Origin of the sequence: Acinetobacter sp. BMW17, assembly GCF_001592855.1 — a bacterium.
GTDB classification, from domain to species: Bacteria; Pseudomonadota; Gammaproteobacteria; order Pseudomonadales; family Moraxellaceae; genus Acinetobacter; species Acinetobacter johnsonii.
Window position 1 is genome coordinate 223169 of sequence record NZ_LSOD01000047.1, and the last position, 19526, is coordinate 242694.

16 protein-coding genes and 5 tRNA genes are annotated in these 19526 nt (G+C 44.5%); 10 read left to right on the forward strand and 11 right to left on the reverse strand.

All coding sequences use genetic code 11. The annotated features are described in order from the left end of the window. Positions 1 to 29 precede the first annotated feature (29 nt). The 10 genes from AXW61_RS15805 to AXW61_RS15850 all read left to right on the forward strand — a co-directional run bounded on the left by AXW61_RS15805 (position 30) and on the right by AXW61_RS15850 (position 11788). Positions 30 to 1316: an NAD(P)/FAD-dependent oxidoreductase gene (locus AXW61_RS15805; RefSeq protein WP_062035153.1), complete on the forward strand. Its 1287-nt coding sequence runs from the start codon at positions 30 to 32 to the stop codon at positions 1314 to 1316. Positions 1317 to 1505: 189 nt separating this feature from the next. Then, positions 1506 to 2288: a bifunctional phosphoribosyl-AMP cyclohydrolase/phosphoribosyl-ATP diphosphatase HisIE gene (hisIE, locus tag AXW61_RS15810; protein WP_062035155.1), complete on the forward strand. Its 783-nt coding sequence runs from the start codon at positions 1506 to 1508 to the stop codon at positions 2286 to 2288. A gap of 11 nt (positions 2289 to 2299) precedes the next feature. Then, entirely contained in the window at positions 2300 to 3802 is a 1503-nt protein-coding gene (locus AXW61_RS15815; RefSeq protein ID WP_004692691.1) for an AAA family ATPase, read from the forward strand. A gap of 38 nt (positions 3803 to 3840) precedes the next feature. Continuing rightward, entirely contained in the window at positions 3841 to 5205 is a 1365-nt protein-coding gene (locus AXW61_RS15820; RefSeq protein ID WP_062035157.1) for an AAA family ATPase, read from the forward strand. A gap of 361 nt (positions 5206 to 5566) precedes the next feature. Further along, positions 5567 to 8407: a monovalent cation/H+ antiporter subunit A gene (locus tag AXW61_RS15825; protein WP_062035159.1), complete on the forward strand. Its 2841-nt coding sequence runs from the start codon at positions 5567 to 5569 to the stop codon at positions 8405 to 8407. Between the two features lies 1 nt (position 8408). Further along, on the forward strand, positions 8409 to 8774 hold the full coding sequence (locus AXW61_RS15830) for a Na+/H+ antiporter subunit C (protein ID WP_004692695.1): 366 nt from the start codon (positions 8409 to 8411) through the stop codon (positions 8772 to 8774). Continuing rightward, positions 8774 to 10582 carry a monovalent cation/H+ antiporter subunit D gene (locus tag AXW61_RS15835; RefSeq protein WP_062035161.1) on the forward strand — a complete coding sequence of 603 codons (1809 nt, stop codon included), beginning with the start codon at positions 8774 to 8776 and terminating at the stop codon, positions 10580 to 10582. The genes AXW61_RS15830 and AXW61_RS15835 overlap by 1 nt, the downstream gene beginning before the upstream one ends. Positions 10583 to 10584: 2 nt before the next feature. Further along, positions 10585 to 11106, forward strand: coding sequence for a Na+/H+ antiporter subunit E (locus AXW61_RS15840; protein ID WP_062035163.1), 522 nt, complete (start codon positions 10585 to 10587; stop codon positions 11104 to 11106). Next, the gene (locus tag AXW61_RS15845) at positions 11103 to 11378 is read left to right on the forward strand and encodes a monovalent cation/H+ antiporter subunit F (RefSeq protein WP_004692700.1); all 276 of its coding nucleotides are present in this window, start codon (positions 11103 to 11105) and stop codon (positions 11376 to 11378) included. Before AXW61_RS15840 ends, AXW61_RS15845 begins: the two co-directional genes overlap by 4 nt. Positions 11379 to 11389: 11 nt before the next feature. Continuing rightward, the gene (locus AXW61_RS15850; protein WP_004692702.1) at positions 11390 to 11788 is read left to right on the forward strand and encodes a Na+/H+ antiporter subunit G; all 399 of its coding nucleotides are present in this window, start codon (positions 11390 to 11392) and stop codon (positions 11786 to 11788) included. A gap of 393 nt (positions 11789 to 12181) precedes the next feature. Here the strand turns inward: AXW61_RS15850 and AXW61_RS15855 are convergent, their stop codons facing one another. The 11 genes from AXW61_RS15855 to tpiA all read right to left on the reverse strand — a co-directional run bounded on the left by AXW61_RS15855 (position 12182) and on the right by tpiA (position 19430). Then, positions 12182 to 12586 (reverse strand): ribosome-binding factor A, encoded by a 405-nt coding sequence (locus AXW61_RS15855; RefSeq protein ID WP_004978763.1) that lies wholly within the window; start codon positions 12584 to 12586, stop codon positions 12182 to 12184. Beyond that, positions 12586 to 15285 carry a translation initiation factor IF-2 gene (gene infB, locus AXW61_RS15860; protein ID WP_010325772.1) on the reverse strand — a complete coding sequence of 900 codons (2700 nt, stop codon included), beginning with the start codon at positions 15283 to 15285 and terminating at the stop codon, positions 12586 to 12588. The genes AXW61_RS15855 and infB overlap by 1 nt, the downstream gene beginning before the upstream one ends. Positions 15286 to 15294: 9 nt before the next feature. Beyond that, entirely contained in the window at positions 15295 to 16779 is a 1485-nt protein-coding gene (nusA, locus tag AXW61_RS15865) for a transcription termination factor NusA (protein WP_062035165.1), read from the reverse strand. Between the two features lie 39 nt (positions 16780 to 16818). Next, positions 16819 to 17343 carry a ribosome maturation factor RimP gene (rimP, locus tag AXW61_RS15870; RefSeq protein WP_004692708.1) on the reverse strand — a complete coding sequence of 175 codons (525 nt, stop codon included), beginning with the start codon at positions 17341 to 17343 and terminating at the stop codon, positions 16819 to 16821. Between the two features lie 228 nt (positions 17344 to 17571). Continuing rightward, a tRNA-Met gene (locus AXW61_RS15875) sits at positions 17572 to 17648 on the reverse strand. 89 nt (positions 17649 to 17737) lie between these two features. Continuing rightward, a tRNA-Met gene (locus tag AXW61_RS15880) sits at positions 17738 to 17814 on the reverse strand. A gap of 68 nt (positions 17815 to 17882) precedes the next feature. Continuing rightward, positions 17883 to 17959, reverse strand: a tRNA-Met gene (locus AXW61_RS15885). A gap of 72 nt (positions 17960 to 18031) precedes the next feature. Continuing rightward, positions 18032 to 18108: transfer RNA gene (locus AXW61_RS15890), tRNA-Met, on the reverse strand. 49 nt (positions 18109 to 18157) lie between these two features. Continuing rightward, positions 18158 to 18242, reverse strand: a tRNA-Leu gene (locus AXW61_RS15895). A 53-nt stretch (positions 18243 to 18295) separates the two neighbouring features. Beyond that, positions 18296 to 18625, reverse strand: coding sequence for a preprotein translocase subunit SecG (gene secG / locus AXW61_RS15900; RefSeq protein ID WP_004692710.1), 330 nt, complete (start codon positions 18623 to 18625; stop codon positions 18296 to 18298). A 13-nt stretch (positions 18626 to 18638) separates the two neighbouring features. Then, a complete protein-coding gene (gene tpiA / locus AXW61_RS15905; RefSeq protein ID WP_062035167.1) occupies positions 18639 to 19430 on the reverse strand; it encodes a triose-phosphate isomerase in 792 nt (263 codons plus the stop codon). Positions 19431 to 19526 lie beyond the last annotated feature (96 nt).

The following is a 19526-nucleotide window of genomic DNA, read 5'->3' on the forward strand; positions in this document are numbered from 1 at the left end:
TTTTAGACAATGGTTAAATCATTCGATCTATGATTTCTAATCACCCGCCCCACTTCGCCATCATCGGTGCTGGAACCGCAGGGTTAGCCACTGCGATTTTACTGGCTCGACAAAATATTCAAGTCAGTATTTTAGAGAAAGCCTCAGAACTCGAACCTGTCGGCGCAGGACTGTTACTACAGCCTTCTGGTTTAGCTGTTTTTGAGCATTTAGGCCTTTTAGATGAGGTTTTAAGACTGGGTGCAAAAGTCACTGGGCTCAAAGGTCAGTTACCGAGTGGCAATTTACTGGTCAATAGTCATTATCAACAAGCGCATCCTGATTTTTATGGTGTCGGTATCCATCGAGCAACGTTATGTCATGTTTTAGAAAATAAATGCCGTGAATATTCCGAACTCATTACTTGGCAAATGAATACCGACATTCAAAAATTAAAAGAAACATCCAATCAAGTTCGGGTTTCGGGTACAAAAGATGGTGAATCATTTGATCAAGCTTTTGATGCTGTGATCATTGCCAATGGCGCACGCAGCCTCTTAAGACCGAAAAAATGGGTGAAGGTTGATCAAGCTTATCCTTGGGGAGCCAAATGGACAATTGTTCCCGAATGCCTTGAATTAGATACAGAAATTTTACATCAGTTTCATGATCGCTCTAAAATGATGATGGGCATCTTACCGACCGGTACAGTGCCACATGAACCCAAGCAAAGACTATCGAGTGTGTTTTGGAGTCTTCCAAGCCATCAACTGAATAGTTTTCTACACAATTCACAAGCGCATTCTGACTGGTTAAACCAAGTGTCTAAGCGTTGGAAACCTGCTGCGGATTGGTTAGAACAAGTCATTGCCCAGCCTGAACAAAAATCACAATGGTTGACGGCAAATTATCGTGATGTAGTACTGTCTAAGTTTGGTGAGGGTCGTATTGGTGTCATGGGTGATGCAGCACATGCCATGAGTCCACAACTGGGGCAAGGTGCAAATATGGCCCTTTTAGATGCATGGGCTTTGGGGCAAGCGGTTCAAAGCGCAAGAAAAAATGAAGCCCTTGATTATGTCCAACTCTGGCAAACGTATCATCAACACCGTCAAAGTTCGACAGCTTTCTATCAATTTTTAAGTCGTTTACTCACACCACTTTACCAATCTGACCTATGGTGGGCAGGTGGTTTACGTGATTTTAGCTTTGCTTGGATGTATCGAATTCCCTATTTCCGTAAAGAAATGGCGGTGACGATTTCAGGTTTAAAATTAGGCATGTTCAGTCAAATGAACTATCGGGATATTGCAAAACAAAACAATCATTCTGTGTAGAATGCGACGTCAATCATCGCCATCTGCTTTGGATGGGTGAGTGATAGATGAATTTCTAAAATACATCAATTAAGCCGCTGTGAGATAACTGTAGAAAGTTTCTCCTCTATTCTGTTTAAATCACGTAGACTATAGCGCGCTACGTTAACATCGTAGCACTCTCAATATTTATTCGCTTGGTGAAATCTTATGAACAATTTGCAATGGCTCGATGAAGTAAAATTTAACGAACAAGGTTTAGTCCCTGCCATTGCACAGCATCACCAAACGGGACGTGTCTTGATGGTTGCATGGATGAACCGTGAAGCTTTGGCTTTGACGGCTGAGAAAAACCAAGCCGTGTATTTCTCTCGTTCACGCAACAAGTTATGGCACAAAGGCGAAGAATCTGGGCATTTTCAAACCGTACATGAAATTCGTCTCGACTGCGATGCCGACGTAATCGTGCTGCAAATTGAACAACACGGCGGGATTGCCTGTCACACAGGGCGTGAATCATGCTTCTATCGTAAACTCACGCCAAATGGCTGGGAAATTGTGGATGCACAGCTCAAAGACCCGAACGCGATTTATGGTGAAAAATCAACCAACCCACATACATTGGCAATGAATACCTCAACGGCGCAGTCTGAGCAAGTTGAAGTTTTGTCCTACCTCGGCCAAATGATGGCTGAGCGTAAAGCAGCAGATCCAGACTCATCTTATATTGCAAAGCTGTATCACAAAGGTCTCAACAAAATTTTAGAAAAAGTCGGTGAAGAAGCCATCGAGACTGTGATTGCCGCGAAAGACTTTAAGTCTGAAGCCAATGAAGATCATAAAAATGATTTGATCTATGAAGTGGCGGATCTTTGGTTCCATACTATTGTGGTTTTAGGTTATTTCGACTTAGATCCTCAAGTGGTTCTCAATGAATTGGCACGTCGTCAAGGGCTTTCTGGTTTGCTTGAAAAAGCCAACCGCAGCCACTAAGTTTATTGCCTGTGTCGAATATCATCAAACCGAGCGCGACTTATGAGCAAGCCATTGCCATTGATAACGCGCGTCTGGGCAAATCGTTTAAAGTGATTGCCTATGCAGGCACAGGTAAAACCACCACACTGCAAATGATTAGCGATGCCATGCCGCAAAGACGAGGCATGTATTTGGCGTTCAACAAAGCCATTGCCAGCGAAGCGCAAACGAAGTTTCATGGCAATGTCGACTGCCGAACCTTCCACTCGCTTGCTTTTCGCAGTGTTCCACGTGGAGTGACTGACAAACTTCGTCTGCCTCGTTTAAGTCCGAGTTTTATTGCCAAAGAATACCGCCTTGAACCCATCACTTTAAGACGGATGATGGGCGGACGTTATGAAAAATATGTGTTGATGCCATCACGCTTGGCCAGCCTTGTGGCGAATGCCGTGAGTCACTTCTGCTCAACCAGTTCTCAGTACCCAGCACCGCGACATTTACAAGCACCGAGCTGGTTACATCCCGATGATATCGATTCACTACAAAAGCACCTCTACCCTGCCATTGAACGACGTTGGTTAGAGTCCATCGATCCCAACCATCAGGCTGGGATTGGTCATGATATTTATTTAAAACTGTGGGCGTTGTCTGAACCCAATATCCCAAGTGACTATGTGTTGTTTGATGAGGCACAAGATGCCGATCCGCTGATGTTGGGCATCTTACTGAAACAGCGCAATACACAAGTGATCTATGTCGGAGATGCACACCAACAAATTTATGCATGGCGCGGCGCAGTCAATGCCATGCAACAACTGCCTTTGCCTGAGTCACGTCTCACCACCTCGTTCCGTTTTGGTGAAGAGATTGCATTGCATGCCAATGCTATTTTAGGCGCCTTGAATGAAACCGTGCCACTCATGGGCAACCCTCTGCTCAACTCCAAAGTGGTCAACAAACCTCATACCAAAATGCGCGATGCGATTTTGTGTCGCACCAATGCGCGCGCCATGGAATTGCTGCTCTCAGGATTGGTCCATGGCGACAAAGTCAGCTTACAAGCCGACCATGTCAAACTGAACCGCTTTGTCGATGCCGCAGCAATGCTTAAACAAGGTAAGCGCGTCACCGATGTGCCTGAACTGGCCTGGTTTAATTCTTGGCATGATGTACATGAATATTGCGAAACCAATGACGGCAGTGACATCAAACCTTTAGTAAAATTGGTAGATGATCATGGCACCGATCCACTCAAAAAAGCCCTCGCGAAGATTACGCCGATTGAACAAGCGGATTATATTATTTCCACCGCACACAAAGCCAAAGGCTTAGAGTGGAACCGCGTTCACATCGAAGATGATTATCAGTTTAAGGTCAATGACAAAGACCATAAAATTAGTGATGAAGAGTTAAGACTGCTTTACGTGGCCTGTACACGTGCTAAAGTAAGTTTAAATATCCATCACATTTACGATCTGATGCAACAGCTGAAAAAACAAATGCCAAGCTCATTACGTAAAGTTGTTGGATAGTCGAATGTAAAAATAGTCACAACCGCTACGGGTGTTCTATGAAAATTCAATCGATTCACCTGAAACACATCCTGCATTTTGCTGACCTTAAAGTCGATTTTTCCTATCACGATAAACCCGTCACTTTAATTTTAGGCGATCAAGCCTCAGGCAAGACCTCAATCTTACGTTTTAGCTATCAGGCTCTGACTTGGTTTGCGGCCCGTTATAAAGATTTACGCTCTGCAGGTGTGGTGATGTTAGATCACGACATTATGCTGAACCGCCTACAGTCCAAAATTGATATTCAAGTTGCTGTACCCGCTGAGCTGTATGCTCTCAAACCTACGGCAGCCGATACTGCGCCCGAACCCTATACATGGCAACTCTACAAAACCTTAAACCAACAAGGCATTGGCATCAGTCGAGTTGAAACATTAGAACTCGAACAACTGGTCAATCTATATCAGCAGGCAACGTTACAAGATCCTCTGCAAGGTTTACCGTTGATTGCGTATTATCCTGCGGAACGTTTTGTCAATGAGATGAATATTCTCAGCAAGAATAATCCCCTGATTTTCCAACATGCACATGCCTATGAAATTTCAGCTATTCCCTATACCACCTTTGCGCGTTTCTTTGAGTGGTTTCGTGAAATCAGCGATATTGAAAATGCGCAAACTGCACAGTTTTTACAAACGATATTGCATCAGCCCAAAAGTATGCCACCCGATATTCCCTTAAGCTATAAACTGGCTCAGGCTCAAGCACATATCCAGTCGCCCAGCCTACAAGCACTCAAGCAAGCGTTAGCAACCGTTCTGCCCGAAATAGAAGATCTTTATCTGCAATATCATCCCAAGTTACAACTGATGGTGCACTACCATGGCAACAGTATGCTCTATCAACAGCTGTCCAATAGTATTCGCAACTGGGTAGCACTCATTGGTGATATTGTGCGACGTTTATGCTTACTCAATCCTGAGAGCCTGTTTCCGTGTTTAGAAGGTGACGGTGTGCTGTTGATTGATTCAATTGATCATCAACTGGATCAAAATATGGCGCAAGTCATTTTAAAACGTTTAAATCAGGCTTTTCCTCGACTACAAATTATTGCCTCAGGCAACCGAAGTGAGTTGCTGGAACAAGCCAGTGAGTTTCAATGCCTCAAACTGGAAAATAAGCAATTAAGTCCGATCCAACTCGAACCACTGCAACATCAGTTCGATGTGATTTACCAAAACCTTGCCAATCATGAAGCAACGAGTGGAACTATCGAACCGATTGCGGCTGAACCCCAAGATTTAAGTGTGGCTGAATTATTCACACAGATTCAACAGCAACTCTCTCCCGAACAGCAACAGCATTTGATTGCTTTACTCAGTGCTGAAGATGATGCTTCATCGGCAAATCCATTAACTTAGCCTGCTTCATAAGCATATCTATTTCAACCCTCAAAAACAGGCGACCAACGGTCGCTTTTTTACATTTCTTGCACTGAGAAAGTACCTGCCATCCACCAAGAAACAACCATCACGCGTATAATGTTTTGCGTCAGCGCAAAAAAGATTGATGTTGTTTTAGTCATGTTATATGATCGGTTTTACTTGCAAATTTCTAACTGAAATCGGATTTTGCTATAACGCTTCATGAGTTGCGCAACACAACTTCATTATTTTTAAATTTCACATTGGCTTTCAAGATTGAGACTCTTGGGCTGCTCTTTGCAGTCCTGTAATCCTTGAAAGATGAGATTCACCAATAGGTTTTGACCTATTCACGACAATGGAAACGAGTGTGCTACCGATTATTATATTGTTACCGTTAATACTTGGCACAACCCTTGTCTCATTACTGAAGCAGAGCTCACGTAGGCTAACCGCCTTCGCAGCTGTTGGGGTCAGTATGACAAGTTTAGGCTTATTACTGACCCAAGCACGAGAGGTGTTTAATGGCGCTGTCATTACGCAGTCGTGGTCATGGTTGCCGCAGCTTGGAATTGACTTCAGCTTCCGTCTAGACGCATTAGGCCTCCTCTTTGCCTTACTCATTAGTGGCATCGGAACGCTCATTTATATTTATGCCTATTTTTATTTAGGCCCAAAAAACTCTCTCAATAAGCTCTATCTACTGCTCATGTTGTTCATGGCAGCCATGCTTGGAATTTCACTCTCCAATAATTTAATTTTACTCCTCGTTTTTTGGGAGTTGACCAGTATCTCATCTTTTCTGTTGGTCGGTTATTGGAGCAATTACGACGCGGCGCAACGTGGCTCACGAATGGCATTGACCATTACGGGTATGGGCGGATTAGCCATGCTAGGTGGTTTCATCTTGCTCGGCCAAATCACAGGCACCTACGAGATTGATCAAATCTTGACGATGACAGCACAAATTCAAAGTCATGCTTTATTTGTTCCTACGTTGCTGCTGATTTTACTCGGTGCTTTTACCAAAAGTGCGCAATTTCCATTCCATTTTTGGTTACCCAACGCGATGGCAGCTCCGACCCCCGTGTCTGCTTATTTGCACTCAGCAACCATGGTAAAAGCGGGTATTTTCTTGGTGGCACGACTGTTACCCATTTTTGCGGGTGCGGCACTGTTCCACAATTTGGTCACCTTTATTGGCCTATTTACCCTGTGTATGGCTGCGTTTTTTGCCATATTTAAAGAAGACCTGAAAGGTTTATTGGCCTATTCAACCATCAGTCATCTCGGCTTGATCATGTGTCTCTTGGGGATCGGATCACCATTGGCTGTGGCTGCGGCTATTTTCCATATTATTAACCATGCCACCTTTAAAGCAGCGCTGTTCATGATCGCAGGTATTATCGATCATGAGTCAGGCACACGTGATTTACGTAAGCTTAGTGGGTTATGGCAACTGTTGCCTTATACGGCCACTTTGACGATGGTCACTGCAGCATCAATGGCCGGCGTGCCCTTGACCAACGGTTTCTTATCTAAAGAAATGTTCTTTACTGAACTGCTTAGCAATCTGTCTGGTCCTGTGCTCATCTGCTCGGCGATTGTCGCGACACTGGCGGGGATTTTTGCAGTCGCTTATTCTGTGCGTTTGGTACATGGGGTTTTCTTCGATGGCCCAGTGGGCAAGCAAGTTCCCAACAAAGATGCGCATGAGCCGCCGTTGGGCATGCGTGCACCGGCCACTTTACTGGCGATTTTGTGTATTTTAGTCGGCTTATTCCCTGCCCTTTTGGTTGAAAACATCGTCAACAGCACAGCACGCGCCAGCACCCAAGTGATGGACTTTGAAGGTGCACATCTTGCCCTATGGCATGGTTTTAACATGCCTTTATTGATGAGCGTGATTGCGTCGATTGGCGGTCTGATTTTCTATTTCAGTCTAGCGAAGGGTGGCAAAATTCGAGAAATTGATCTCGATCCATATTTAGGTCGTCTACAAGGTCGAGTTGCCTTTGACTTATTCTTGAAGTCACTCCTGCTCAACTCGCGCAAATTTAAACGATTGACTGAAAACGGTAAATTACAAAGCTATATTCTTTGGATTGTGATCTTCAGTATTGCCATAGTCTCACTTCCATTTTTAGGACAAGGGCTAACCACAGGTACCCGTGAACTCACCCATGCCCCTGCTTTAGCGGTCGTACTATGGCTACTGTTATTCTCTTCGTGCTGGATGATGTTGTGGTTCCACCACGAACGGATTAAAGCAGTATTGATCAGTGGCGCGATTGGTTTAGTCGTGACTATGGTCTTTATCTGCTTCTCTGCACCTGATTTGGCTTTGACACAAATCACCGTCGATGTGGTCACCACCGTACTGTTATTGATGAGTTTATCACTTTTACCACAACTCACTCCCTATGAGTCGAGTGTCTCACGCCGTTGGCGAGATGCCCTGATTGCGATTGGCGGCGGGCTCGGCATTGCATGGATCACATGGCTCATCTTGACCCGTGATCACAACTCCATTTCATGGTTCTTCATGCAGCAGTCGATTCCATTAGGCGGCGGTACCAACGTGGTCAACGTGATTTTGGTCGATTTCCGTGGTTTCGATACCTTCGGTGAAATTACAGTCCTCGGCATTGCAGGCATTGGCGCGCTGTGCCTAATGGATGGTATGCGTACCCACGGCACGACTATGACCCAAGGTCTCAGTTACCGTTTTAATCCATCGCCATTGATGCTTCGTATCACTGCATCTTGGATTTTACCGATTGCCTTGGTGGTCAGCCTGTATATCTTCCTGCGTGGGCACAATCTGCCTGGGGGCGGTTTTATCGCAGGTCTAATTACCGCTTTGGCCTTGATTATTCAGTACATGGCACTCGGTCAGGATCATGCAGAACAACTGCTCAAAGCCAAGTCTGGTCGTTTGTATGAAATCTGGATTGGAACAGGTCTGGTCATTGCAGGATTAACAGGCTTAGGCGCATGGTTCTGGGGACGTCCCTTCCTCACCAGTGCACACTTTTATGTGTCGCCACCAATTTTAGGCGAAATGCACCTAGCGACAGCTGCACTGTTCGATGTCGGGGTTTATATCACGGTTGTGGGTGCAACCATGCTACTTATTTCAGTACTTGGGGACTCGCGTCACTCTAGTATGTCTGGTCCAGTACCAAAGGGGGATTAATATGATTAGTTTAGAACTGTTACTTGCCTCCGCTATTGGTCTGTTGACTGCCACAGGCATCTATCTGATTTTGCGTGCCCGTACCTTCCCTGTGGTACTTGGCTTGGCCATGATTGGTTATGCCGTCAATTTATTTTTATTTGCCATGGGGCGACTTCAACTTAATGCACCCGCGGTACTCACGGAAGCCAGCAAAGCCACTGACCCTTTGCCACAAGCCTTGGTGTTAACCGCGATTGTGATTGGCTTTGCTACCACGGCGTTTATTGTACAACTGGCTTTACGCAGTCGTTATGAAACAGGAACCGACCACGTTGACTCTAAAGAAGAAATACCACAAATTGACCCACGTGAGGATGAGCCATAATGAATGACCTCATCCAATTTTGGACCGAACACACCCCAATTTTTAGTATTTTAATTCCTGCCATTACCGCCTTTATTTTGGTGTTATTGGGTAATCCAGGATCAGGTTCTTTAGCACAAGACTGGCGACAACCGTGGCGTCGAGGCATCAGTTATACCTCTGGCCTGTTGGGCTTATTTACAGCGGTCAACTATCTGATCTTTGCCAGCTCTGGGCAAATCAGTGTTTATAACCTGAGTGAATGGGCTGCACCATTTGGTATTGTTTTGGTCCTCGACCAACTGTCTGCCCTGATGCTGGTTTTAACCTACGGCTTAGCTGTTCCAGTGATGTGGTTCGCCAGTAAAGAATGGGATGAACGTGGCCGTTATTTCCATGCCATGTGCCATTTCCTACTGATGGGGCTAACCGGTGCCTTCCTGACAGGCGACTTATTTAACCTGTTCGTATTCTTTGAAATTTTGTTGATGGCCTCTTATGTTTTGTTACTGCATGGCCAAGGCAAAGCGCGTTTTCAACTCGGCATTCACTATGTCACCATTAACTTGTTGGCATCAGCCCTATTTCTGATTGGCCTTGGCATGATTTACGGCAGCGTCGGCAGCCTCAATATGGCGGATGTTGCACGTCTGATGCCTCTATTAGAAGGCGATCAACATCGTATCGCGGTTGCTGGCGGGCTGTTGTTGTTTACAGTCTTTGGCATTAAAGCAGCCATGCTACCTGTCGGTTTTTGGCTACCGAAAACCTATGCGGTTGCAACCACTCCTGTAGCAGCCCTGTTCACCATCATGACAAAAGTCGGTATTTATGCCATTTTACGTGTTAATGGCACCGTATTTGACGATGCAATTAGCCGTGAAATCCTGCAATACATTTTATTGCCGATTGGCTTAATTACCTCAGTCTATGGTGTGATTGGTGCAATGGGTGCGGAACGCTTACGTCGTTTCATTGGCTTTATGATTTTGTCTTCTGTGGGCACGATTTTAATCGCCATTTCCCTGTTCAATACCTTGGCATGGGCAGCGGCACTGTATTATTTGGTGCACAGTACCATTATTGCGGCAGCTTTCTATATTTTAAGTGGTTGGATTACCTCTCAACGTGGTGAATTTAAAGACCATTTTAAAATTGCACCACAAATGAAACAGCATAAGGTGGTGGCGTTAACCTATTTCACCATTGCCTTGATGATGGCAGGTTTACCACCCTTTAGTGGTTTCTTGGGCAAAGTATTTATTCTCCAAGCCACCGCACACTCACCATATCAATTGCTGATTATTGTGACCGTTTTAGTGGTGAGCTTATTGAGTATTATTGCGTTTACACGTGTGGGTTTCGTGATTTTTTGGCGCGCAACTAAACCAGAAGACAACCCTGATGAAGCTGCTTATGCCGCGTACCAAGCTTTGCCTGAACAAGCGCCGAAGCGCAATGACAAAACCATCTATCTATTGTTGGTAGGTTTAATGGCTTATATGGTATTTGCAGGTCCAATTCAAAAGTACACTTACCAAACGGCTGAGCAAATCCAAAATAATGTGCTCTATGAACAGACTTTGCTCAAAACTGATGAGCATGGGCAAACCATTAGCGTACAACCTTTCGACAGCGAAAATTTACCTGAAACCAAATATGGTGGCGAACGCGTGGATCCAAATGCACATTTGATTCCATATTTAATTTCAGAAGAAACACTGGAAGGCGAGCATATTTCCGAATACAAAAAACGCCAAATGCAACAGCAACAACAGGCTGAAGTGAATCCCGATGCTGAAAGCCTACAACCGATGGTGGAGCCTTAAACATGAAAAAAACGTCGTTTTTGGAACGTTGGTTACCCCACCCTTTTGTCTCGGTGATTGTTGCGCTGAGCTGGGTGATGTTGGCACATAGTGTCGATGCAGCCAGCTTAGTGATGGCATTTTTACTGGCTATTTTTATTCCGAGTTTGATCAGACCATTCATTAAGTATACTCCAAATATTGAATGGAAAGCGGCGGTGAAGCTATTTTTTGTGGTGTTATACGACATTGTGGTGTCGAATATTCAAGTGGCTAAATTGGTCCTCGGCCCAATTGATCGTCTACAACCCAAGTGGTTTCGCGTTCCGCTGGAAACACAACATGAGGAAGTAAACACCTTACTGGCGATGATTATTACCACCACACCAGGCACTGTTTCAGCAGGCATCGATCAAGATCGTGGGGACATTTTAGTTCACGCCCTCAGCACCGATGATGAAAATGCCGAGATTGAAAATATCAAAGCGCGTTATGAAAAACCGTTGATGCAAATTTTTGGCGTCGAAGCAGGAGACAAAGCATGACTATTTTGCCTTATGCCCTCGGGATTTGTTTAATCGCCGTCACTATTTCAATGTTGCTGTGCTTAATTCGCTTAATCATCGGCCCATCGATTGTAGACCGACTCTTAGCACTCGATACACTCTTTTTAAATGCAATCTGCCTCATTATTATTTTAGGCATTTACTGGGCCAGCACTTCATTATTTGAAGGTGCTCTTTTGGTTGCGATGCTCGGCTTTGTCTCTACAGCCGCTTTAGCACGCTACTTCACCTCAGGTCATGTGATTGACTAGGAGCAAGATCGATGCAACTTACGATGGAAATTTTAGTCTCCATTTTTCTCATGATCGGCACTTTCTTCATGCTGGTCGGAGGGATTGGAATGGTGCGCCTGCCCGATTTATTCATGCGCCTGCACGCTCCAACCAAGTCAAGTACCTTAGGCTTAGGGAGCTTCTTGATCGCGGCAATGATCTATTCTGCATTTCAAGGACGCTTTGGTTTTGCTGAGCTGTTATTAACGCTGTTTGCCTTCTTAACTGCACCTGTATCGGCAAATTTGATGGCGCAAGCGGCGCTACATTTGCGCTTACGCTCGCTGAGTGGTGACGTTCCAGAAGCACTCAACCGTCCACTGCCTTGGCAACGTACCCGCCGCAGAGCTTTTAGCAATAAGCATGAAGACACTGAACATCGTCTTTAAACATTTGTATCCTTAAAGATATAAAAATAAATAATTTCTAGCGCTTCAGCATTGACATAGTGGTGTTGCGCTAATTTGAACATTGTACTGATGGTAATGTTCAAACGTATTAGATAGTGTCACATCCAGTACATTGACCAACACAGATGGACTGATCAATCTGCGTAATACTCGAGCTTCTCAAAAATTAAAATAATCAAAATGTACCCCCTTGTAAATCATTGCCCATATCAATCCACAACAACTTGATGGTCAAAATAATCCCTAAAAGCTCAACCCTCTATTCCCCACCATAATCCTGTGTAACGCATTTCAAATCCTGATCTTGCTCTAGCCATGACTCCGCATAAAAAAAGCCACCCGAAGGTGGCTTTTTAATTCAGTTAGACTGAATTATTCATCATCTTTGTTTGCTTCGTCAGCGGGTAAATCCTTTACTGCTTCAGCAATCAGGCCAAACATATAGTTACCATATGCATTGGTTTTATCGTAATGGAAACGCAAACGCGGTGTAATACGTGTCTTAATACGACGGCCGAGTTCGTGACGTAAGAAACCAGATGCTTTGTTCAGCACATCTAGGGTTTCTTTATTGGCTGCTTCACTTTGCTCATCGCCAAGCTCACGGCCCATCACAGTCACATATACTTCAGCATAACCTAAGTCTGGACTAACCTTCACCGCAGAGATGGTCACGAGACCACCTAAGCGTGGATCTTTCAACTCTTGGCGAATTAGTTCAGACAACTCACGTTGCACTGTATCCGCCATGCGCTTAAGACGTTGACTACCCGCCATTAAAGACTCCGTTTGATCAATTGAACATCATAGACTTCGATCTTGTCTTTTTCTTTGATGTCTTTATAACCTTTAACCGCAAGACCACATTCCATACCTGCGCGAACTTCTTCAACCACTTCTTTATAGCGACGAAGTGACTCAAGCTCACCTTGGAACACAACCACGTCATCACGAAGGACACGAATTGGTTTATTACGGTGTAACATACCCTCAAGTACCATACAGCCTGCTGCTGCACCAAACTTACTTGAGTGGAACACTTCACGCACTTCAGCCACACCCAGAATTGTTTCACGGTGCTCAGGCGCAAGCTTACCGCTCATCGCTGCTTTCACATCATCAATCAATTGATAAATGATTGAGTAGTAACGAATATCGATACCGTCAGCATCCGCTTTTTGACGCGCTGCGTTATCCGCACGTACGTTAAAGCCAAGAAGTACCGCTTCAGAAGATTCAGCCAGTGTCACGTCAGATTCGGTGATCGCACCAACACCTGAGCCAATAACACGGACTTTAACTTCGTCTGTTGCAAGGTCAGCAAGAGCAACGTGTAATGCTTCCAATGTACCACGTACATCAGTTTTCAATACCACATTGACGATAGGCACATCTTTCTTGCCCATAGACGCCATGATATTTTCAAGACGCATTGCGCTTTGACGCTCAAGACGTTTTTGACGTTCACGATCCATACGCGCATCGGCAACTTCACGTGCTTTTTTCTCGTCATTCACAACAAGAACTTCATCACCCGCCATTGGCGCTTCAGGTAGACCTAGAATTTCAACCGGAATTGAAGGACCAGCAGATTGAATACGTTTACCGTTTTCATCTGTCATCGCACGTACGCGACCGTAAGATGCGCCGGCAAGAACAAGGTCACCTACTTTCAATGTACCGTTTTGAACAAGGATAGACGTTACCGCACCACGGCTGTTGTCTACACGTGCTTCAATCACGACACCTTGAGCAGCACCTTCTTCAGATGCTTTCAACTCAAGTAATTCAGCTTGAATTGAAATAATATCTAGAAGCTCATCAATACCTTGACCTGTATGTGCTGAAACCATTGCAACAGGAACGTCACCGCCCCATTGTTCAGGCACGATTTCTTTCACAGTCAATTCATTCAATACGCGATCTGGATCAGCAGATTCTTTATCCATCTTGTTGATTGCAACAATAATTGGCGTACCTGCAGCACGTGCGTGATCAATCGCTTCAGCTGTTTGTGGCATTACACCATCATCTGCTGCAACCACCAATACCACGATGTCTGTCGATTTCGCACCACGTGAACGCATTGCAGTAAATGCTGCGTGTCCCGGAGTATCTAAGAATGTGATAATGCCTTTATCAGTCGTAACATGGTACGCACCGATGTGCTGAGTGATACCACCCGCTTCACCAGCTGCCACTTTTGAACGACGAATGCGGTCAAGTAACGATGTCTTACCATGGTCAACGTGACCCATAATGGTCACAACAGGAGGACGAGTCGTTTGAGCGCCACGTGCTTCTTCTGCTGCTTCAAGTAAGTTATCTTCTGCTTGCGTATCCGATACAAGAACTGGGTTATGGCCCATTTCTTCTACGATTAATGCTGCAATTTCTTGGTCAATCGCTTGGTTCTGAGTCACAAGCTCACCCATTTTCATGAGTGACTTAATTACTTCACGTACCTTAACTGCCATTTTTGCAGCCAAGTCAGCAACCACAATGGTTGAACCAATTTCAACATCATAAACTTGCTTTTTAACCGGTTTTTCAAAGCCATGCTTGTTTGCAGAGCTTGTTTTCAAACCACGTTTATGCGAGTTATCACGGAAAGATTGCTCTTCACCACGACGACCACCTTTCTTCGGTGCGCGTGTAGCTGGCGTATTGGTACCACGTTTGATTTCGCGGTCTTCTTTCGCAAATGAGTCTTCATATGCTTGACCAACCAGGCCCGCAGCAAGTGGAGAATCATCCACTACACGAATGGTCGCAGTTGCATCTTCGTTTGAATACTTAGATGCCATTTGACGCATTTGTTCAAGTGTACGTTGCTGCGCTTCTTCAGCTGCCTTACGACGTGCTGCTTCTTCAGTCGCTTTTAATTGAGCGGCTTGAGCTTCACGTGCTTTTTTCTGTTCAGGTGTTTCAACAACTTTAACTTGTGCTTTAACCACAGGCTTATTGTTTGATTTACGCTTCACAACTACCGCAGCTTTTGCTACTTCTTGCTTCGTCGTTTCTTGCTTTGCAGCAGCACGCATCGCTTCAAAGTTTGCAGCCGCTTTATTTACTACTGGAGTTTCAGCTTTTGGTTCAACCATAGCTTGAACGTTCGCACGAGCTTGTTGCTCAGCTTGCGCTTTTGCCAAAGCTTCCGCTTTAATTTGTTCTGGATCTGGCTTGGTAAATGTATGTTTCTTGCGAACTTCTACATTAATCGTTTTTGCCTTACCTGATGTACTCGCTACTTTAGCGGTACTGGTCGTTTTACGTTTCAACGTGATTTTTCCTGCCTGACCATCGTCTTGACCATGAATTTTCTTCAAATGGTGCACGAGGGCATCTTGTTGTTCAGTAGAGATTATATCGTCCGATTTACGCTGTGGTAAACCAGCATCACGAACCTGCTCTAGGAGCTTCTCAACAGGGCGGTTCACACTGAGAGCTAACTCTTGTATCGTCTTATCCGTCATGTAGATCTCCTAGTTAAACCATGATTCGCGCGCTTTCATAATAAGTTGACCCGCTTTCTCTGTACCCAGACCTTCAATATCAGCAATATCGTCAGTCGCTTGGTCAGCCAAGTCATCAATTGTGATGACACCACGTGCTGCAAGTGCATAAGCAATCTCTTGCGTCATCCCTTCCATTGCAACGAGTTCCGCGCTTGGATCTTGGATGTTTTCTTGCTGCTGTAATGCATCAGCCAATGTAACTTCTTTGGCACGACTTTGAAGTAATTCAACAACTTCAGCATCTAGCTCGATTTCGTCAAATGTTTCAGCTGGAACATAAGCAATCTCTTCTAAAGAAGTAAAGCCCATTTCAACCAATGCCATTGCCAAATCTTCTTCAATATCTAGACGCGATACAAATAGGTCTAAGTATTGTTGTGCTTCATTTTGCTGACGAGCATGATACTCATCTTCAAGCATCATGTTGAGTTTGTAGCCTGTCAGTTCAGAGGCTAAACGTACGTTTTGACCTTGTGAACCAATCGCACGCGCTAATTGATCGCTAGTTGCGAAAATAATGTCCGCTGTACGTTCTTCTTCATCAATCACAATACCCGATACATCTGCTGGCTCTAAAGCACTCGCAATGTACTGCGCAGGATCATCAGACCATACAACAACATCAATACGCTCACCGTTCAATTCTTGCTGAACTGCTTGGATACGTGTACCACGCATACCAATACATGCACCCACTGGATCAATACGATGATCATTGGTTTTCACAGCAATTTTAGCACGAACGCCAGGTTGACGCGCTGCCGCTTTAATCTCAATGATTTCTTCAGAAATTTCAGGAATTTCTTTCTTCATCAAAGCGATGAGCATTTCAGGCTTGGCACGTGACAATTGTAATTGTGCACCACGACCTTCACGGTTCACATTAAACAAAATCGCATTTACACGTTGCTTCGGACGCAAAATTTCTTTTGCAATCATTTCTTCACGTGCAAGATACGCTTCAGCATTGTCACCTAAGTCAATGATAAAGCCATCTTTGGTTTGCTTTTTCACTTCACCGTAGATCAACTCACCCACTTTAGACTCGTAGGCATCTGCAATCAGCGCACGTTCAGCTTCGCGAATCTTTTGGACAATCACTTGTTTTGCAATTTGCGCAGCAATACGACCGAAGTCAATTGAAGGCACTTCAAGCTCACGAATATCACCAATCGACCATTGTGCAGGATCAACATCTGAAATCGCATCTTGACATGCTGGCATTTCATGATCTTCATCCGCAACCACTTCCCATTGACGGAAAGTGCTGTATTCACCCGTTTTACGATCAATCTCTACACGAAGCTGAGCTTCTTCAGAGTTTGTTCCTTCGTAAAATTTCTTTTTAGTCGCAGCAACAAGCGCTTGTTCTAAGGCTTCGAAAATCGCTTCACGAGGTACACCTTTTTCATTACTAACCGTTTCAACTACGGTAAGAATTTCACGTGCCATAAGCCACCTATTCGTTCAGATTCTTATTTATTAAATGAATTAATCTTGATAGACCAAATTGGCTTTATCAATATTATTACTATCGATTTCAAGCACCTGTTGCTTTTCCACTTCGACTTGAATCATTTCAGCTTCAAGATCTACAGCAACCAATTTAGCTTGGAATTTACGACGGTTATCGACCGCACTGATCAAACGAAAAGCGATCTGTTGACCGATATATGCAGGTAATTGTTCAAGTTGGAAAAATGGACGATCCCAACCCGGAGATGACACTTCAAGTGCATATTCACCTGAAATTGGATCATGGACATCCATCATTGCGCCGACTTGCTGGGTCACACGTACACAGTCTTGTACGCCGATGCCACGGCCCTGCTCTTCTTCACCATCTTCATTGATGATGGGTTCTGCATTTTCGTCGACAGCTTTGTCGATATAAATGCGCAATAAAGAACGTTTTCCTTGAGGAAGGAATTCAATCCCCCAAAGATCAACACCACAGGCTTGCACTGCAGGAGCAATTAAGTCTTGGAGTGCTTGAGTTTTATTTGATAGCTTCATTTACTCTCGTCATTTTTGTGCGATTCAATGGCCGAAACAGACCACTACAAGCCGATACAAACTATAGTAGTAGTGGAACATGACACTTTGACTTTCACCGTATCCGGCTCACATCGACACTACACGATAGCCAATAAAAAAGGGCGTAATCGCCCCAATTATTGCACAGAAAATTAATATCCACTGTGCAAAAAGGCCCACCTTGTTGTGAGCCTCTTTTTAGAAACTTGGTAGCGGGAGCTGGATTTGAACCAACGACCTTCGGGTTATGAGCCCGACGAGCTACCAGACTGCTCCATCCCGCATCAACGTGCAAAAATTATATACAAATATGAACTATTTTTCAATCTAAATACTTCGTACCTGCTCTGATTTAGTTGCACCTAAATCAAATTGGTAGCGGGAGCTGGATTTGAACCAACGACCTTCGGGTTATGAGCCCGACGAGCTACCAGACTGCTCCATCCCGCAACAAAACGCAAAAATTATTCAATTTAATCACTTAAACTGCTTATTTTAGTTTGCATCTAAAATAAGATTGGTAGCGGGAGCTGGATTTGAACCAACGACCTTCGGGTTATGAGCCCGACGAGCTACCAGACTGCTCCATCCCGCAACAAAACACAAAAAATATTCCTAACTTAATGATTATTAAGTTACTCACTTTAGTTTGCATCTAAAATAAGATTGGTAGCGGGAGCTGGATTTGAACCAACGACCTTCGGGTTATGAGCCCGACGAGCTACCAGACTGCTCCATCCCGCATCAACAGAATTTGCTGCATACACCAACTTAATCTTCTGGATTCATAAGTTGGTGCGGAAGGGGGGACTTGAACCCCCACGCCCGAAAGCACTACCACCTCAAGGTAGCGTGTCTACCAATTCCACCACCACCGCAGCTGTGACGCATTCTAGTAGCATCGTCACAAAAAAGAAAGGACTAATTCCAATTATTCGCTTGTTTTAGGTGCAGCTGGCGAAGTTTCAGTCGATTGTGCAGGTGCAGAACTTGTCGTTTGCACTGACTTTAAGCTATAGGCATCTGTGGTTTGCTTTTTGGCAAACACAGCAAGTGACAAACTGGTGATAAAAAACAAGGCCGTCAAAACCGCAGTCAATCGGGTCAAGAAATTACCTGAACCTGATGCACCAAATACAGTTGCAGCACCGCCACCACCAAACGAAGCACCAGCATCTGCACCTTTACCATGCTGGACCAAAATCAGCACGATCATCAACACAGCTAAGATAATATGTACTACCAGCACAAAAGTTTGCATGCTGAACTCCTAATTATTTTGTATTTGCAAATGCTTCGACAATTTTATAAAACGACGTTGCATTTAAAGATGCCCCACCGACGAGTGCACCATTGATATCTGGACAGGCCGCTAACTCTACTGCATTTTCAGCTTTTACACTACCACCATATAAAATGGCCATGTTCGCGCCATGACTGGTAATTTGCGTGAGGCCTTCACGGATTTTAGCATGCATGGTTTGCGCGTCTTCTGGTGAAGCAGTTTTTCCTGTACCAATGGCCCAAATCGGCTCGTAGGCAATCACAATATGAGGCCACTGCTCTGCCGTTACCACACTGGCTAAATCGCAAATTTGTTGTAAAACCACTACTTCTGCCTGACCCGATTCACGCTGTTCTAAGCTTTCACCGACACAGTAAATGACTTTTAAACCCGCATTTAAGGCATTTTGGGCTTTCGCATTTAAAATTGCTGCACTTTCAGCAAAATATTCACGACGTTCTGAGTGACCAATCAAAACATATTCAATTTGACTATCTTTAAGCAGCTCTGCGCTCACTTCACCGGTATATGCACCCATGTTGCCAAAACGCGAAACATCTTGCGCCACAGTAAAAACTGAATGTGCAGCATTCGCCAATTCAGCCTGCGTTGAAGTCAAAGCCAGCGTCACAGGCGCAAGCCCAATATTACATTTTTCTTCTGCTATTTCATTCTCTTGCAAGAGCTGTTTAAATTCTTGAAGCAATTGCTTGGCATCTGCCTGCATTGGGTTCATCTTCCAATTGCCGACAACCCATGGCTTAATCGTCGAACCCGACATACAGCACCCTATTCAAAACAGTTCATTAAAACGGCCTCATTCTACACGGTATTTATTTTTCAAAGATAGTTTTCTTCTAGAATTTCTTCGGCAATC

Excerpts from the sequence above, each read along its gene's own strand:
- nusA (WP_062035165.1), bottom strand. The coding sequence starts at position 16,779 with ATGGCACGTGAAATTCTTACCGTAGTTGAAACGGTTAGTAATGAAAAA.
- AXW61_RS15830 (WP_004692695.1), top strand. The coding sequence starts at position 8,409 with ATGATTAGTTTAGAACTGTTACTTGCCTCCGCTATTGGTCTGTTGACT.
- AXW61_RS15850 (WP_004692702.1), top strand. The coding sequence starts at position 11,390 with ATGCAACTTACGATGGAAATTTTAGTCTCCATTTTTCTCATGATCGGC.
- AXW61_RS15835 (WP_062035161.1), top strand. The coding sequence starts at position 8,774 with ATGAATGACCTCATCCAATTTTGGACCGAACACACCCCAATTTTTAGT.
- tpiA (WP_062035167.1), bottom strand. The coding sequence starts at position 19,430 with ATGTCGGGTTCGACGATTAAGCCATGGGTTGTCGGCAATTGGAAGATG.
- hisIE (WP_062035155.1), top strand. The coding sequence starts at position 1,506 with ATGAACAATTTGCAATGGCTCGATGAAGTAAAATTTAACGAACAAGGT.
- AXW61_RS15825 (WP_062035159.1), top strand. The coding sequence starts at position 5,567 with ATGGAAACGAGTGTGCTACCGATTATTATATTGTTACCGTTAATACTT.
- AXW61_RS15820 (WP_062035157.1), top strand. The coding sequence starts at position 3,841 with ATGAAAATTCAATCGATTCACCTGAAACACATCCTGCATTTTGCTGAC.
- AXW61_RS15845 (WP_004692700.1), top strand. The coding sequence starts at position 11,103 with ATGACTATTTTGCCTTATGCCCTCGGGATTTGTTTAATCGCCGTCACT.
- rimP (WP_004692708.1), bottom strand. The coding sequence starts at position 17,343 with ATGAAGCTATCAAATAAAACTCAAGCACTCCAAGACTTAATTGCTCCT.
- secG (WP_004692710.1), bottom strand. The coding sequence starts at position 18,625 with ATGCAAACTTTTGTGCTGGTAGTACATATTATCTTAGCTGTGTTGATG.
- infB (WP_010325772.1), bottom strand. The coding sequence starts at position 15,285 with ATGACGGATAAGACGATACAAGAGTTAGCTCTCAGTGTGAACCGCCCT.
- AXW61_RS15805 (WP_062035153.1), top strand. The coding sequence starts at position 30 with ATGATTTCTAATCACCCGCCCCACTTCGCCATCATCGGTGCTGGAACC.
- AXW61_RS15855 (WP_004978763.1), bottom strand. The coding sequence starts at position 12,586 with ATGGCGGGTAGTCAACGTCTTAAGCGCATGGCGGATACAGTGCAACGT.
- AXW61_RS15840 (WP_062035163.1), top strand. The coding sequence starts at position 10,585 with ATGAAAAAAACGTCGTTTTTGGAACGTTGGTTACCCCACCCTTTTGTC.